At 58.7% G+C, this 15,111-nt stretch carries 19 protein-coding genes; all 19 read right to left on the bottom strand.

All coding sequences use genetic code 11. The features are described 5' to 3' along the window. Window positions 1-2 precede the first annotated feature (2 nt). Window positions 3-542, bottom strand: a complete 540-nt coding sequence (rplE, locus tag N5C91_RS12615; protein ID WP_017521899.1) for a 50S ribosomal protein L5 — start codon at window positions 540-542, stop codon at window positions 3-5. Between the two features lie 19 nt (window positions 543-561). Then, window positions 562-876, bottom strand: a complete 315-nt coding sequence (gene rplX / locus N5C91_RS12620) for a 50S ribosomal protein L24 (RefSeq protein ID WP_045215317.1) — start codon at window positions 874-876, stop codon at window positions 562-564. A 12-nt stretch (window positions 877-888) separates the two neighbouring features. Further along, window positions 889-1,257: a 50S ribosomal protein L14 gene (gene rplN / locus N5C91_RS12625; RefSeq protein ID WP_017521901.1), complete on the bottom strand. Its 369-nt coding sequence runs from the start codon at window positions 1,255-1,257 to the stop codon at window positions 889-891. A 16-nt stretch (window positions 1,258-1,273) separates the two neighbouring features. Then, entirely contained in the window at window positions 1,274-1,540 is a 267-nt protein-coding gene (gene rpsQ / locus N5C91_RS12630; RefSeq protein ID WP_236172369.1) for a 30S ribosomal protein S17, read from the bottom strand. Window positions 1,541-1,542: 2 nt separating this feature from the next. Continuing rightward, the gene (gene rpmC, locus N5C91_RS12635) at window positions 1,543-1,734 is read right to left on the bottom strand and encodes a 50S ribosomal protein L29 (protein ID WP_003093720.1); all 192 of its coding nucleotides are present in this window, start codon (window positions 1,732-1,734) and stop codon (window positions 1,543-1,545) included. Beyond that, entirely contained in the window at window positions 1,734-2,147 is a 414-nt protein-coding gene (rplP, locus tag N5C91_RS12640; protein ID WP_009617163.1) for a 50S ribosomal protein L16, read from the bottom strand. The genes rpmC and rplP overlap by 1 nt, the downstream gene beginning before the upstream one ends. 11 nt (window positions 2,148-2,158) lie before the next feature. Further along, window positions 2,159-2,845 (bottom strand): 30S ribosomal protein S3, encoded by a 687-nt coding sequence (rpsC, locus tag N5C91_RS12645; RefSeq protein WP_024767387.1) that lies wholly within the window; start codon window positions 2,843-2,845, stop codon window positions 2,159-2,161. 13 nt (window positions 2,846-2,858) lie between these two features. Next, window positions 2,859-3,191 (bottom strand): 50S ribosomal protein L22, encoded by a 333-nt coding sequence (gene rplV, locus N5C91_RS12650; protein ID WP_015475325.1) that lies wholly within the window; start codon window positions 3,189-3,191, stop codon window positions 2,859-2,861. 12 nt (window positions 3,192-3,203) lie between these two features. After that, complete coding sequence (gene rpsS, locus N5C91_RS12655) at window positions 3,204-3,479, bottom strand: 30S ribosomal protein S19 (protein WP_017521902.1); 276 nt, start codon at window positions 3,477-3,479, stop codon at window positions 3,204-3,206. Window positions 3,480-3,495: 16 nt separating this feature from the next. Then, the gene (gene rplB / locus N5C91_RS12660) at window positions 3,496-4,317 is read right to left on the bottom strand and encodes a 50S ribosomal protein L2 (protein ID WP_024767388.1); all 822 of its coding nucleotides are present in this window, start codon (window positions 4,315-4,317) and stop codon (window positions 3,496-3,498) included. An 11-nt stretch (window positions 4,318-4,328) separates the two neighbouring features. After that, window positions 4,329-4,628: a 50S ribosomal protein L23 gene (gene rplW / locus N5C91_RS12665; RefSeq protein ID WP_015475322.1), complete on the bottom strand. Its 300-nt coding sequence runs from the start codon at window positions 4,626-4,628 to the stop codon at window positions 4,329-4,331. Then, complete coding sequence (gene rplD / locus N5C91_RS12670) at window positions 4,625-5,227, bottom strand: 50S ribosomal protein L4 (RefSeq protein WP_017521904.1); 603 nt, start codon at window positions 5,225-5,227, stop codon at window positions 4,625-4,627. The genes rplW and rplD overlap by 4 nt, the downstream gene beginning before the upstream one ends. Before the next feature lie 14 nt (window positions 5,228-5,241). Beyond that, window positions 5,242-5,877 carry a 50S ribosomal protein L3 gene (rplC, locus tag N5C91_RS12675; protein ID WP_024767389.1) on the bottom strand — a complete coding sequence of 212 codons (636 nt, stop codon included), beginning with the start codon at window positions 5,875-5,877 and terminating at the stop codon, window positions 5,242-5,244. 82 nt (window positions 5,878-5,959) lie between these two features. Then, window positions 5,960-6,271 (bottom strand): 30S ribosomal protein S10, encoded by a 312-nt coding sequence (gene rpsJ / locus N5C91_RS12680; protein WP_003243886.1) that lies wholly within the window; start codon window positions 6,269-6,271, stop codon window positions 5,960-5,962. A 155-nt stretch (window positions 6,272-6,426) separates the two neighbouring features. Beyond that, the gene (gene tuf / locus N5C91_RS12685) at window positions 6,427-7,620 is read right to left on the bottom strand and encodes an elongation factor Tu (RefSeq protein WP_065327628.1); all 1,194 of its coding nucleotides are present in this window, start codon (window positions 7,618-7,620) and stop codon (window positions 6,427-6,429) included. Window positions 7,621-7,649: 29 nt separating this feature from the next. Next, window positions 7,650-9,785 (bottom strand): elongation factor G, encoded by a 2,136-nt coding sequence (gene fusA / locus N5C91_RS12690; protein WP_192435059.1) that lies wholly within the window; start codon window positions 9,783-9,785, stop codon window positions 7,650-7,652. Window positions 9,786-9,815: 30 nt separating this feature from the next. Further along, window positions 9,816-10,286, bottom strand: coding sequence for a 30S ribosomal protein S7 (gene rpsG / locus N5C91_RS12695; RefSeq protein ID WP_054910989.1), 471 nt, complete (start codon window positions 10,284-10,286; stop codon window positions 9,816-9,818). 85 nt (window positions 10,287-10,371) lie between these two features. Continuing rightward, window positions 10,372-10,743, bottom strand: a complete 372-nt coding sequence (gene rpsL, locus N5C91_RS12700) for a 30S ribosomal protein S12 (RefSeq protein ID WP_015475317.1) — start codon at window positions 10,741-10,743, stop codon at window positions 10,372-10,374. A gap of 154 nt (window positions 10,744-10,897) precedes the next feature. Further along, a complete protein-coding gene (gene rpoC / locus N5C91_RS12705; protein WP_279830004.1) occupies window positions 10,898-15,097 on the bottom strand; it encodes a DNA-directed RNA polymerase subunit beta' in 4,200 nt (1,399 codons plus the stop codon). Window positions 15,098-15,111 lie beyond the last annotated feature (14 nt).

A 15,111-nucleotide genomic window follows, 5' to 3' on the forward strand; every position in this document is an offset into this window, starting at 1 on the left:
AATCAGTTGCGGAACGGGAATTTGAAGGCGCGCAGCAGCGCACGACCTTCATCATCCGAACGCGCGGTAGTGGTCAGAGTGATATCCATACCGCGGAGGGCATCGATCTTGTCGTAATCGATTTCCGGGAAGATGATCTGCTCTTTGACGCCCATGCTGTAGTTGCCACGGCCGTCGAAGGACTTGGCATTCAGACCGCGGAAGTCACGAACGCGCGGCAGGGAAATCGACAGCAGACGGTCCAGGAACTCGTACATGCGATCGCCACGCAGGGTGACTTTCACGCCGATCGGCCAGCCTTCACGAATCTTGAAACCAGCGATGGACTTACGAGCGTAAGTCACGACCGGCTTCTGACCCGCGATCTTTTCCAGATCAGCTACGGCGCTCTCGATGACTTTCTTGTCGCCGACAGCTTCGCCAAGACCCATGTTCAGGGTGATTTTGGTAACGCGCGGAACTTCCATCACGTTCGCCAGCTGAAGCTCTTGCTTCAGCTTGGGAGCGATTTCCTTCCGATAAATTTCTTTCAATCGTGCCATGGTGATCTACCTAGCTCCCTCAAGCCTGAACCGGTTTCTGGGTCGACTTGAAGACACGAATCTTCTTACCGTCTTCGACTTTGAAACCAACGCGGTCAGCCTTGTTGGTTTCAGCGTTGAAGATGGCGACGTTGGAGACGTGCAGAGGCGCCTCCTTCTCGACGATCCCGCCTTGCTGGTTGAGCATGGGGTTGGGCTTGGTGTGGCGCTTGACCAGGTTCACACCGCCAACGACCAGACGGTCGTCAGCCAGAACCTTGATCACTTTGCCACGCTTGCCCTTGTCCTTGCCGGCAATGACGATGACTTCGTCGTCACGACGAATTTTTTGCATGACGGCTACTCCTTACAGCACTTCAGGGGCAAGGGAGACGATCTTCATGAACTTCTCGGTACGAAGTTCACGAGTCACCGGCCCGAAGATACGGGTGCCGATCGGCTCCTGCTTGTTATTCAGCAGGACGGCGGCGTTGCCGTCGAAGCGAATAATGGAACCGTCGGTACGACGCACGCCGTGCTTGGTGCGAACGACCACGGCAGTCATTACCTGGCCCTTCTTCACCTTGCCACGCGGAATTGCTTCCTTGACGGTGACCTTGATGATGTCGCCAATGCCGGCGTAACGGCGATGCGAACCGCCGAGTACCTTGATGCACATTACGCGACGCGCGCCGCTGTTATCAGCGACTTCGAGCATGGATTGAGTCTGAATCATCTTCTATCTCCGACCCTTAGACTTCAACCGCGCGCTCGACGATATCAACCAGGGTCCAGGCCTTGGTCTTGGCCAGCGGACGGGTCTCGCGAATGGTGACCAGGTCACCAATGCGGCACTGATTGGTTTCGTCGTGTGCGTGCAGTTTGGTCGAACGCTTCACGTATTTGCCGTAGATCGGGTGCTTAACGCGGCGCTCGATCAGAACGGAAATGGTCTTGTCCATTTTGTCGCTGACGACGCGGCCAGTCAGCGTACGGACGGTTTTCTGAGCTTCAGCCATGATTACTTACCTGCTTGCTGGTTGAGCACAGTTTTCACGCGAGCGATGTCGCGCTTAACCTGCGAGAGCAGGTGAGACTGCCCCAACTGGCCAGTTGCTTTCTGCATGCGCAGATTGAACTGGTCGCGCAGCAGGCCGAGCAGTTGCTCGTTCAGCTGCTCAACGGATTTTTCACGAAGTTCATTCGCTTTCATCACATCACCGTCCGCTTAACAAAGGAGGTGGCGAGCGGCAGCTTTGCAGCAGCCAGGGCGAATGCCTCACGCGCCAGCTCTTCGGATACACCCTCGATCTCGTACAGGACCTTGCCCGGTTGAATCTGGGCTACCCAGTACTCGACGCCGCCCTTACCTTTACCCATACGTACTTCCAGGGGCTTCTTGGTAACAGGCTTGTCGGGGAATACGCGGATCCAGATCTTGCCGCCACGTTTTACGTGACGGGTCAGCGCACGACGTGCGGACTCGATCTGACGCGCGGTGAGACGGCCACGGCTGGTTGCCTTGAGGGCGAACTCGCCGAAGCTGACTTTAGAACCGCGATGAGCCAGGCCACGGTTGTGACCGGTCATTTGCTTGCGGAACTTCGTACGCTTGGGTTGCAGCATTTGCGTACTCCTTACTTAGCAGCTTTTTTACGAGGAGCGGGCGCTTGGGGCTTCAGCTCTTCCTGGCGGCCACCAATGACCTCGCCTTTGAAGATCCAAACCTTCACACCGATCACACCGTAAGTGGTGTGCGCTTCGTAGGTTGCGTAGTCGATGTCGGCACGCAGGGTGTGCAGGGGCACACGACCTTCGCGATACCACTCGGTACGAGCGATTTCAGCGCCGCCCAGACGACCGCTTACCTGGATCTTGATGCCCTTGGCACCAATACGCATGGCGTTCTGTACAGCGCGCTTCATGGCGCGACGGAACATAACGCGGCGCTCCAGCTGCTGAGCTACGCTTTGCGCAACCAGCATACCGTCGAGTTCCGGCTTGCGGATCTCTTCGATGTTGATGTGCACAGGCACACCCATTTGCTTGGTCAGGTCCTGACGCAGCTTCTCAACATCTTCACCTTTCTTGCCGATCACGATGCCGGGACGAGCGGTGTGGATGGTGATGCGTGCGGTTTGGGCCGGGCGATGGATATCGATACGGCTTACGGACGCGCTTTTTAGTTTGTCTTGGAGATACTCACGTACCTTCAGGTCGGCGAACAGATAATCGGCGTAAGTGCGCTTATCTGCGTACCAAACGGAGGTGTGCTCCTTGACGATACCCAGGCGGATGCCATTGGGATGTACTTTCTGACCCATCTGATCGACTCCGTTACTTGTCCGCAACCTTGACAGTGATATGGCAAGACCGCTTGACGATGCGATCAGCACGGCCTTTGGCACGCGGCATGATGCGCTTGAGCGAACGACCTTCGTTGACGAAGACGGTGGAGACTTTGAGATCGTCTACATCGGCACCTTCGTTGTGCTCGGCGTTGGCAACGGCCGACTCCAGCACTTTCTTCATGATCTCGGCGGCTTTCTTGTTGCTGAAAGCCAGGAGGTTGAGCGCGTCGCCCACCTTCTTCCCGCGGATCTGGTCGGCGACCAAGCGGGCTTTCTGGGCGGAGATACGAGCGCCCGAGAGCTTAGCGGCTACTTCCATCTTCCTTACCCCTTAACGCTTGGCTTTCTTGTCCGCAGCGTGCCCACGATAAGTGCGGGTAGCAGCGAACTCGCCGAGTTTGTGACCGACCATGTCTTCGTTGACCAGAACCGGCACGTGTTGACGGCCGTTGTGGACAGCGATGGTCAGACCAACCATGTGCGGCATGATCATAGAACGGCGCGACCAGGTCTTGATCGGCTTGCGGTCGTTCTTTTCTACCGCCACTTCGATCTTCTTCAGCAGGTGAAGATCGATAAAAGGACCTTTTTTCAGAGAACGTGGCACTGTCGTATCCCTCTATTTACTTGCGGCGACGGACGATCATGTTGTCGGTACGCTTGTTCGCGCGAGTCTTCTTACCCTTGGTCTGAAGACCCCACGGCGATACCGGATGACGACCAGCAGAGGTACGACCTTCACCACCACCATGCGGGTGGTCGACCGGGTTCATGGCAACACCACGAACGGTCGGGCGAACGCCACGCCAGCGCTTGGCACCAGCTTTACCCAGCGAACGCAGGCTGTGCTCGGAGTTCGAGACTTCACCCAGGGTCGCACGGCAGTCAGCCAGGACTTTGCGCATTTCGCCGGAACGCAGACGCACGGTGACGTAAGCGCCTTCACGGGCAACCAGCTGAGCCGAAGCGCCAGCGGAGCGAGCGATCTGAGCGCCTTTGCCAGGCTTCAGTTCGATACCGTGGATGGTGCTACCAACCGGGATGTTGCGCAGCGGCATGTTGTTGCCGGCCTTGATCGGAGCGCCGATACCGGAGATCAGTTGATCGCCAGCCACCACGCCTTTGGGGGCGATGATGTAACGACGCTCGCCGTCCGCGTATTTCAGCAGAGCGATGTGAGCAGTACGGTTCGGATCGTATTCGACGCGTTCAACGATGGCAGGAATGCCATCCTTGTTGCGGCGGAAGTCGACCAGACGATAGTGCTGCTTGTGACCACCACCGATATGACGGGTGGTGATACGACCGTTGTTGTTACGGCCGCCCGACTTGGACTTCTTCTCGAGCAGGGGAGCGAACGGAGCACCTTTGTGCAGGTCCTGGTTCACTACCTTGACGACGAAACGACGACCAGCGGAAGTCGGTTTGCATTTAACGATTGCCATGATGCACCCCTTTACTCAGCGCCAGCTGCGAAATCGAGATCCTGGCCCGGCTGGAGAGCGATGTACGCTTTTTTCCAGTCGTTACGCTTGCCCAGGCCGCGAACGGTACGCTTGGTCTTGCCCTGAACATTCAGGGTGGTGACGCGACGTACTTTCACGCCGAACAGGCTCTCTACGGCCTTCTTGATTTCCAGCTTGGTTGCATCAGTGGCAACCTTGAAAACGAATTGGCTGTTGCCGTCCGCCAGGCCAGTGGCCTTCTCGGAGATATGCGGGCCCAGCAGCACTTTGAATACGCGTTCCTGGTTCATGCCAGCAGCTCCTCGAACTTCTTCACGGCAGACACGGTGACCAGCACCTTGTCGTAGGCGATGAGGCTGACCGGATCGGAAGCCTGAACGTCACGTACATCGACGTGGGCCAGGTTGCGAGCTGCCAGGTACAGGTTCTCATCGACGCCTTCGGTGACGATCAGTACATCTTTCAGGCCCAGGCCTTCCAACTTGCTGACCAGACCCTTGGTCTTCGGTGCATCGACAGCGAAGTCGGCAACGACAACCAGACGATCCAGACGAACCAGCTCAGAGAGGATGGAGCGCAGAGCAGCGCGGTACATCTTCTTGTTGAGCTTCTGGGAGTGATCCTGGGGCTTGGCTGCGAAAGTCGCGCCGCCGCCACGCCAGATGGGGCTACGGATGGTGCCAGCACGAGCACGACCAGTGCCCTTCTGACGCCACGGCTTCTTGCCACCACCGGAGACTTCGGAACGAGTTTTCTGAGCCTTGGTGCCCTGGCGGCCGCCAGCCATGTAGGCGACGACTGCCTGGTGAACCAGGGTCTCGTTGAATTCGCTACCAAAGGTACGCTCGGAAACCTCGATCGCCTGAGCGCCATTTACATTCAGTTGCATCTCAGCTTCCTCTCTTAACCGCGAGCCTTGGCTGCCGGACGCACCAGCACATCACCACCGGTAGCGCCAGGAACAGCACCTTTGACCAGCAGCAGATTGCGCTCTGCATCGACACGCACGACCTCAAGGGATTGAACGGTTACGCGCTCAGCACCCATGTGGCCCGACATTTTTTTGCCCTTGAACACTCGACCAGGAGTCTGGCACTGGCCGATGGAACCCGGGACGCGGTGGGAAACGGAGTTACCGTGGGTGTTATCTTGACCACGGAAGTTCCAGCGCTTGATGGTACCGGCGAAGCCTTTACCCTTGGACTCGCCGGTAACGTCTACCAGCTGGCCAGCCTGGAACAGATCGACAGAGATGGAATCGCCTGCCTTGAACTCCTCTTCGCCCAGACGGAATTCCCACACGCCGCGACCGGCGGCGACATTCGCCTTGGCAAAGTGACCGGCTTGCGCCTTGGTCACGCGAGAAGCACGACGCTCGCCAGCAGTTACCTGCACAGCGCGATAGCCATCGCTCTCTTCGTTTTTGAACTGGGTGACGCGATTCGGCTCGACCTCAATGACCGTGACCGGAATGGAGACACCATCTTCGGTGAAGATGCGGGTCATGCCGCACTTACGACCGACAACACCAATTGTCATCTTTAGAACCTCTTTAGTGTACGGGGCTTTCACCCGCTATGGCCGCCCATTTCAGAGCGTTACACGACCAATGCCGAAGGCATTAGCCGAGGCTGATCTGTACTTCGACGCCAGCAGCAAGGTCGAGCTTCATCAGCGCGTCGACGGTTTTGTCGGTCGGCTGAACGATGTCGAGAACACGCTTGTGGGTACGAATTTCGTACTGGTCACGAGCGTCCTTGTTGACGTGCGGGGAAATCAGCACGGTGTAACGTTCCTTGCGGGTCGGCAGAGGAATCGGACCACGCACCTGAGCGCCAGTACGTTTCGCGGTTTCCACGATTTCCTGGGTAGATTGGTCGATCAGGCGGTGATCAAAAGCCTTCAACCGAATACGGATTTGTTGATTTTGCATTTGACCTCAGACTCCAAGTTGCCATTCCCAACGGACGGACTCCGCCCGTTAAAAGGAGGCGCAATTGTACGGATGCGCCTGGGGGGTGTCAATATTTAACCAACTCAACGAAAAAGGGACCCCGAAGGGTCCCTTTTTCTGGAGCAGATCAGCGATTACTCGATGATCTTGGCAACCACGCCGGCGCCAACGGTACGGCCGCCTTCGCGAATCGCGAAGCGCAGGCCATCTTCCATGGCGATCGGAGCGATCAGGGTGACAACCATTTTCACGTTGTCGCCCGGCATTACCATCTCAACGCCTTCCGGCAGCTCGCAGTTGCCGGTTACGTCGGTGGTACGGAAGTAGAACTGCGGACGGTAGCCCTTGAAGAACGGGGTGTGACGACCACCTTCTTCTTTGGACAGCACGTACACTTCGCACTCGAACTTAGTGTGCGGCTTGATGGTGCCCGGCTTGGCCAGAACCTGGCCACGCTCTACGTCTTCACGCTTGGTGCCACGCAGCAGAACGCCGACGTTCTCACCAGCACGACCTTCGTCGAGCAGCTTGCGGAACATTTCAACGCCAGTGCAGGTGGTCTTGGTGGTCGCCTTGATACCGACGATTTCCACTTCTTCCTGGACCTTGACGATGCCACGCTCAACACGGCCAGTTACCACGGTGCCACGACCGGAGATCGAGAACACGTCTTCGATCGGCATCAGGAACGGCTGGTCGATTGCACGAACCGGCTCAGGGATGTAGGAGTCCAGGGTTTCTACCAGCTTGCGCACGGCGGAAACGCCCATCTCGTTGTCGTCCTGGCCGTTCAGAGCCATCAGAGCGGAACCGATCACGATCGGAGTGTCGTCGCCCGGGAAGTCGTAGGTGTTCAGCAGGTCGCGAACTTCCATCTCGACCAGTTCCAGCAGCTCGGCGTCGTCAACCATGTCGGCCTTGTTCAGGAACACGACAATGTAAGGAACGCCTACCTGACGGGACAGCAGGATGTGCTCGCGGGTCTGCGGCATGGGGCCGTCAGCAGCCGAGCAAACCAGGATCGCGCCGTCCATCTGGGCAGCACCGGTGATCATGTTCTTCACGTAGTCGGCGTGGCCCGGGCAGTCTACGTGAGCGTAGTGGCGTACCGGCGAGTCGTATTCAACGTGAGAGGTGTTGATGGTGATACCACGAGCCTTCTCTTCCGGCGCGTTGTCGATCTGGTCGAAAGCGCGAGCGGAGCCGCCCCAGGTCTCGGAGCAGACCTTGGTCAGAGCAGCGGTCAGAGTGGTTTTGCCGTGGTCAACGTGACCGATGGTGCCGACGTTGACGTGCGGTTTGTTACGTTCAAATTTTTCTTTAGCCACGAGAGTAACCTCTTACTAAAAGAGCTGAATCAAGCTTGTTTTTTGGCCAGAGCTTCGACGACGTTCGCCGGAGCTTCAGCATACTTGGAGAATTCCATGGAGTAGCTAGCGCGACCCTGGGACATGGAACGCACGTCGGTTGCATAACCGAACATCTCGCCCAGCGGAACCTCGGCACGGATAACCTTACCGGAAACCGAGTCTTCCATCCCCTGAATCAGACCACGACGACGGTTCAGGTCACCCATCACGTCACCCATGTAGTCCTCAGGAGTCACCACTTCCACCTTCATGATCGGCTCCAGAACCTTGCCGCCGCCCTTCTGGGCCAGCTGCTTGGTCGCCATGGAAGCAGCGATCTTGAACGCCATCTCGTTGGAGTCGACGTCGTGGTAGGAACCATCGAAGACGGTCGCCTTCAGGCCGATCAGCGGATAGCCGGCGACAACGCCGTTCTTCATCTGCTCTTCGATGCCCTTCTGGATGGCCGGAATGTATTCCTTCGGAACCACACCGCCCACGACTTCGTTGGTGAAGACCAGGCCTTCAGTGATGTTGCCCTTGTCGTCCACGTCCGGAGTCGAGAAGCGAATCCAGCAGTGACCGAACTGACCACGACCACCGGACTGACGAACGAACTTGCCTTCGATCTCGATGTTGTCTTTCGAGATGGTTTCGCGGTACGAAACCTGCGGCTTGCCGATGTTCGCCTCAACGCCGAATTCACGCTTCATGCGGTCGACGAGGATGTCCAGGTGCAGCTCACCCATACCGGAGATGATGGTCTGGCCGGTTTCTTCGTCGGTCTTGACGCGGAACGACGGGTCTTCCTGAGCCAGCTTGCCGAGGGCGATACCCATCTTCTCCTGGTCAGCCTTGGTCTTCGGCTCAACAGCTACCGAGATCACAGGCTCCGGGAAGTCCATACGCTCGAGGATGATCGGCTTCTCGATGTCGCACAGGGTGTCACCAGTGGTGACGTCCTTCATGCCGATCAGAGCAGCGATGTCGCCAGCGCGTACTTCTTTGATCTCGTCACGCTGGTTGGCGTGCATCTGCACCATACGACCAACGCGCTCTTTCTTGCCTTTCACGGAGTTGATAACCGAGTTACCGGACTCCAGAACGCCCGAGTAGACGCGAACGAAGGTCAGAGTACCTACGAACGGGTCAGTGGCGATCTTGAATGCCAGAGCCGAGAACGGAGCATTGTCGTCAGCCGGACGCTCGTCTTTCGGAGCATCGTCGCCGTCGTCAATGTGATCCGGGTGGATACCCTGGATCGCAGGGATCTCGGTCGGAGCAGGCAGGAAGTCGATGACGGCGTCGAGAACCAGGGGCACGCCCTTGTTCTTGAACGAGGAGCCACAGACAGCCGGTACGATTTCGCAGGCGATGGTACGCAGACGCAGGCCAGCCTTGATCTCTTCGATCGACAGCTCACCCTCTTCCAGGTACTTGTTCATCAGCTCTTCGTTGGCTTCGGCAGCAGCCTCGACCATGTTGTTGCGCCACTCGGTGGCCAGCTCAACCATGTCCGCGGGAATTTCTTCTTCGCGGTAGGAAGTGCCTTTGTCGTCTTCGTTCCAGTAGATGGCCTTCATCTTCAGCAGGTCAACCTGACCCTGGAAGTCATCTTCTGCACCGATAGCCAGCTGAACCGGAACCGGGGTATGACCCAGGCGGTTCTTGATCTGACCGACGACGCGCAGGAAGTTGGCGCCGGCGCGGTCCATCTTGTTCACGTAAACGATACGCGGAACACCGTATTTGTTGGCTTGACGCCATACGGTTTCGGACTGCGGCTCAACGCCGGAGGTGCCGCAGAACACAACGACGGCGCCGTCCAGTACGCGCAGGGAGCGCTCAACTTCAATGGTGAAGTCTACGTGGCCGGGGGTGTCGATGACGTTTACGCGGTACTTGTCGTACTGGCCGCGCGAACCTTCCCAGAAGGTCGTGATCGCAGCGGAGGTAATGGTGATACCACGCTCCTGCTCCTGCACCATCCAGTCGGTGGTAGCAGCGCCGTCGTGCACCTCACCCATCTTGTGGCTGAGACCTGTGTAGAACAGGATCCGCTCGGTGGTGGTGGTCTTGCCCGCGTCAACGTGGGCACAGATACCAATGTTCCGGTAGCGGTTGATTGCTGTATTACGAGCCATAAAGCCCTCGCAGAAGTGTTGAAGCCGTAATTAGAAGCGGTAGTGCGAGAACGCTTTGTTGGCCTCGGCCATACGGTGCACGTCTTCACGCTTCTTGACGGCGGCGCCTTTACCTTCAGCGGCATCCATCAGTTCGCCAGCGAGACGCAGAGCCATGGACTTCTCGCCACGCTTGCGGGCGAAGTCCACCAGCCAGCGCATGGCCAGTGCATTACGACGGGACGGACGTACTTCGACCGGAACCTGGTAGGTTGCACCGCCGACACGGCGGGACTTCACTTCGACCAGCGGAGCGATGGCGTCGAGTGCTTTCTCGAAGATTTCCAGGGGGTCGCCTTTACCGCGCTCTTTGACCTTGTCCAGAGCACCGTAAACGATACGCTCGGCAACGGCTTTCTTGCCGCTTTCCATCACGTGGTTCATGAACTTCGCCAGAATCTGGCTTCCGTATTTCGGATCGGCCAGGATCTCACGTTTGGCCGCTACACGACGTCTTGGCATTGATAAGCCCTCAAACGGTCTTCAGGTAATCCGGGACTCAATGCCCGACCTTACTCTTATCGACTCAGCAAATAGGAAAACAAAATTACTTCGGACGCTTCGCGCCGTACTTCGAACGACCCTGCTTACGGTCTTTGACACCGGAGGTGTCCAGCGAACCGCGCACGGTGTGGTAGCGAACACCCGGAAGGTCTTTTACACGACCACCACGGATCAGCACTACGCTGTGTTCCTGCAGGTTGTGACCTTCACCGCCGATGTACGAGGAAACCTCGAAACCGTTGGTCAGACGAACACGGCACACTTTACGCAGTGCGGAGTTCGGCTTCTTCGGGGTGGTGGTGTATACGCGGGTGCATACGCCGCGACGCTGAGGGCAGTTCTGCAGGGCAGGAACGCCGCTCTTGTCTACCAGGCGCTTGCGCGGTTTGCGCACCAGCTGGTTGATAGTTGCCATCTATAGCTCCACTGATTGTCTTACGACACTTAAAAACGAAAATGGGCAGAGCATGCGCCCTGCCAATTTTCGGGGTACAAGATACTAAAGAGCTTCCGGATTCCAGTCAAGACAAAGCCCCGGTTGTCAAGACAACCGGGGCTTCGTTTGAGGCTTAGTTACCGCTCAGATTGAGCGCTTCGGCCAGTGCTGCTTCGGCCTCGCTCGCGCTCACGCGCTGCGGTTTGCCGAGTTCGCGCTGACGCTTGCGCTCGCTGTGGTAAGCCAGACCGGTACCTGCCGGGATCAGACGACCCACGACCACGTTCTCCTTCAGGCCGCGCAGGAAGTCGCGCTTGCCGGTGACCGCCGCCTCGGTGAGGACGCGGGTGGTCTCCTGGAAGGATGCCGCCGAGATGAACGACTCGGTGGACAGCGAGGCCTTGGTGATACCCAGCAGAACGCGCTCGTACTTGGCCGGGAACTTGTCCTGGGTACCCAGCACTTCGTTCTCTTCCAGCACGTGAACCAGTTCGACCTGGTCGCCCTTGATGAAGGTCGAATCGCCCGACTCGGCCACTTCGACCTTGCGCAGCATCTGGCGCAGGATGGTCTCGATGTGCTTGTCGTTGATCTTCACGCCCTGCAGACGGTAAACGTCCTGGATCTCGTTGACGATGTACTTGGCCAGCGAGCTCACACCCAGCAGACGGAGAATGTCGTGCGGGTTGCTCGGGCCGTCGGAGATCACTTCACCACGGCTTACCTGTTCACCTTCGAACACGTTCAGGTGACGCCACTTCGGAATCAGCTCCTCGTACGGATCGCTACCGTCGGTGGGAGTGATGACCAGGCGGCGCTTGCCCTTGGTTTCCTTGCCGAAGGAAATGGTGCCGCTGATTTCCGCCAGGATCGAAGGCTCTTTCGGACGACGAGCTTCGAACAGGTCGGCAACACGCGGCAGACCACCGGTAATGTCGCGGGTCTTCGAGGTTTCCTGCGGGATACGCGCGATAACGTCACCGATACGCACTTTCGCGCCATCGTTGAGGTTGACCAGGGCGTTCGCCGGCAGGAAGTACTGAGCCGGCACGTCGGTACCCGGCAGCAGCAGATCCTTGCCTGCGGCGTCGATCAGCTTCACGGCCGGACGGATGTCCTTGCCGGCAGCCGGACGATCCTTCGGATCCATCACTTCAATGTTGGTCAGACCGGTCAGTTCGTCGGTCTGGCGCTTGATGGTGATGCCCTCTTCCATGCCCACGAAGGCCACGGTGCCGTCCATCTCGGTGACGATCGGGTGGGTGTGCGGGTCCCACTTGGCGACGATGGCGCCCGGATCGACCTTGTCACCTTCCTTCACGGAAATCACCGCACCGTACGGCAGCTTGTAGCGCTCGCGCTCACGACCGAAGTCGTCGGCGACCGCCAGCTCACCGGAACGGGAAACCGCTACCAGGGCGCCATCGGCACGCTCTACGTGCTTCAGGTTGTGCAGGCGGATGGTGCCGCCATTCTTGACCTGGACGTTGTCCACGGCGGAAGTACGGCTGGCCGCACCACCGATGTGGAAGGTACGCATGGTCAGCTGGGTACCCGGCTCACCGATCGACTGGGCAGCGATAACGCCGACAGCCTCACCGATGTTCACGCGGTGACCACGGGCCAGATCGCGGCCGTAGCACATGGCGCAGATGCCGTGACGGGTTTCGCAGGTGATCGGCGAACGCACAACGACTTCGTCGACGCTCATCTGCTCGAGGAAATCGACCCACTTCTCGTCGATCAGGGTACCGGCTTCGACGATCACGTCGTCGCTGCCCGGCTTGAACACGTCACGAGCCATCACGCGGCCGAGTACACGCTCACCCAGCGGCTCTACTACGTCGCCGCCTTCGATGTGCGGGGACATGACCAGGCCATGCTCGGTGCCGCAGTCGATCTCGGTCACTACCAGGTCCTGGGCCACGTCGACGAGACGACGAGTCAGGTAACCGGAGTTCGCAGTCTTCAGTGCGGTATCCGCCAGACCTTTACGAGCACCGTGAGTGGAGATGAAGTACTGGAGTACGTTCAGGCCTTCACGGAAGTTCGCGGTGATCGGGGTCTCGATGATGGAGCCGTCCGGCTTGGCCATCAGGCCACGCATACCGGCCAGCTGACGGATCTGGGCCGCGGAGCCCCGCGCACCGGAGTCCGCCATCATGTACATGGAGTTGAAGGACTCCTGGTCGACCTGCTTGCCCTCGCGATCGGTCACCTTCTCTTTCGAGAGGTTGGCCATCATCGCCTTGGATACTTCGTCGTTGGCCTTGGACCAGAGGTCGATCACCTTGTTGTACTTCTCGCCCTGGGTTACCAGGCCGGAAGCGTACTGGCTCTCGATCTCCTTCACTTCCTCGGTGGCGGCATCGATGATGCGAGCCTTTTCGTCCGGGATGACGAAGTCGTTCACGCCGATCGACACACCGGAGATGGTCGAGTAGGCGAAGCCGGTGTACATCAGTTGGTCAGCGAAGATGACGGTGTCCTTCAGACCGACCACGCGATAGCAGTGGTTGATCAGCTTGGAGATCGCCTTCTTCTTCATCGACTGGTTGACCACGTCGAACGGCAGACCTGCCGGCACGACCTGGAACAGCAGCGCACGGCCAACGGTGGAATCGACGATACGAGTGTTGGCGGTCAGGCTGCCGTCCTCGTTCTTGATCTTCTCGTTGATGCGCACTTTTACGCGGGCGTGCAGGGACACCTGGCCGCTGCGGTACGCGCGGTCAACTTCCTGCAAGTCTGCGAAAGCCATGCCCTCGCCCTTCGCGTTGATCGCTTCACGGGTCATGTAGTACAGACCCATTACCACGTCCTGCGACGGAACGATGATCGGCTCGCCGTTGGCGGGCGACAGAATGTTGTTGGTGGACATCATCAGCGCGCGCGCTTCCAGCTGAGCCTCGAGGGTCAGCGGAACGTGCACGGCCATCTGGTCACCGTCGAAGTCGGCGTTGTACGCGGCGCAGACCAGCGGGTGCAGCTGGATGGCTTTACCTTCGATCAGTACCGGCTCGAACGCCTGGATGCCCAGACGGTGCAGAGTCGGCGCACGGTTCAGCAGTACGGGGTGTTCGCGGATGACTTCGGCGAGAACGTCCCATACTTCCGGCAGCTCGCGCTCGACCATCTTCTTGGCGGCCTTGATGGTGGTGGCCATGCCACGACCTTCCAGCTTGCCGAAGATGAACGGCTTGAACAGCTCCAGGGCCATTTTCTTCGGCAGACCGCACTGGTGCAGACGCAGGGTCGGACCTACGGTAATTACCGAACGGCCGGAGTAGTCCACGCGCTTGCCGAGCAGGTTCTGACGGAAGCGACCCTGCTTGCCCTTGATCATGTCGGCCAGGGACTTCAGCGGGCGCTTGTTCGAGCCGGTGATGGCACGGCCACGACGGCCGTTGTCCAGCAGGGCGTCGACGGCTTCCTGCAGCATGCGCTTTTCGTTGCGCACGATGATGTCCGGAGCAGCCAGGTCGAGCAGGCGCTTCAGACGGTTGTTACGGTTGATCACGCGGCGATACAGATCGTTCAGATCCGAAGTCGCGAAGCGGCCGCCATCCAGCGGAACCAGCGGACGCAGGTCCGGCGGCAGCACCGGCAGGACGGTCAGCACCATCCACTCGGGATGGTTGCCGGAGCCCTGGAAGGCTTCCATCAGCTTCAGGCGCTTGGACAGCTTCTTGATCTTGGTTTCCGAGTTGGTCTGCGGAATTTCTTCGCGCAGGCGGCCGATCTCGTGCTCCAGATCGATAGCGTTGAGCAGTTCGCGAACGGCTTCCGCACCCATGCGGGCGTCGAAGTCGTCACCGAACTCTTCGAGGGCTTCGAAGTACTGCTCGTCGTTCAGCAGCTGGCCCTTCTCCAGGGTAGTCATGCCCGGATCGATCACCACGTAGCTCTCGAAATAGAGCACGCGTTCGATGTCACGCAGGGTCATGTCCAGCAGCAGGCCAATACGGGACGGCAGGGACTTCAGGAACCAGATGTGGGCGACCGGCGAGGCCAGCTCGATATGGCCCATGCGCTCACGGCGCACCTTGGCCAGCGCGACTTCGACGCCGCACTTCTCGCAGATCACACCGCGGTGCTTGAGGCGCTTGTACTTACCGCACAGGCACTCATAGTCCTTCACCGGGCCAAAGATCTTGGCGCAGAACAGACCATCGCGCTCCGGCTTGAAGGTACGGTAGTTGATGGTCTCCGGCTTCTTGACTTCGCCGAAGGACCAGGAACGGATCATCTCGGGCGAGGCCAGACCAATACGGATGGCATCGAACTCTTCGATCTGACCCTGGTTTTTCAACAGATTAAGCAAGTCTTTCAAGGCCTTTCCTCCTC

The organism is Pseudomonas sp. GD03903, from assembly GCF_029840045.1.
Lineage (GTDB): Bacteria > Pseudomonadota > Gammaproteobacteria > Pseudomonadales > Pseudomonadaceae > Pseudomonas > Pseudomonas pseudonitroreducens.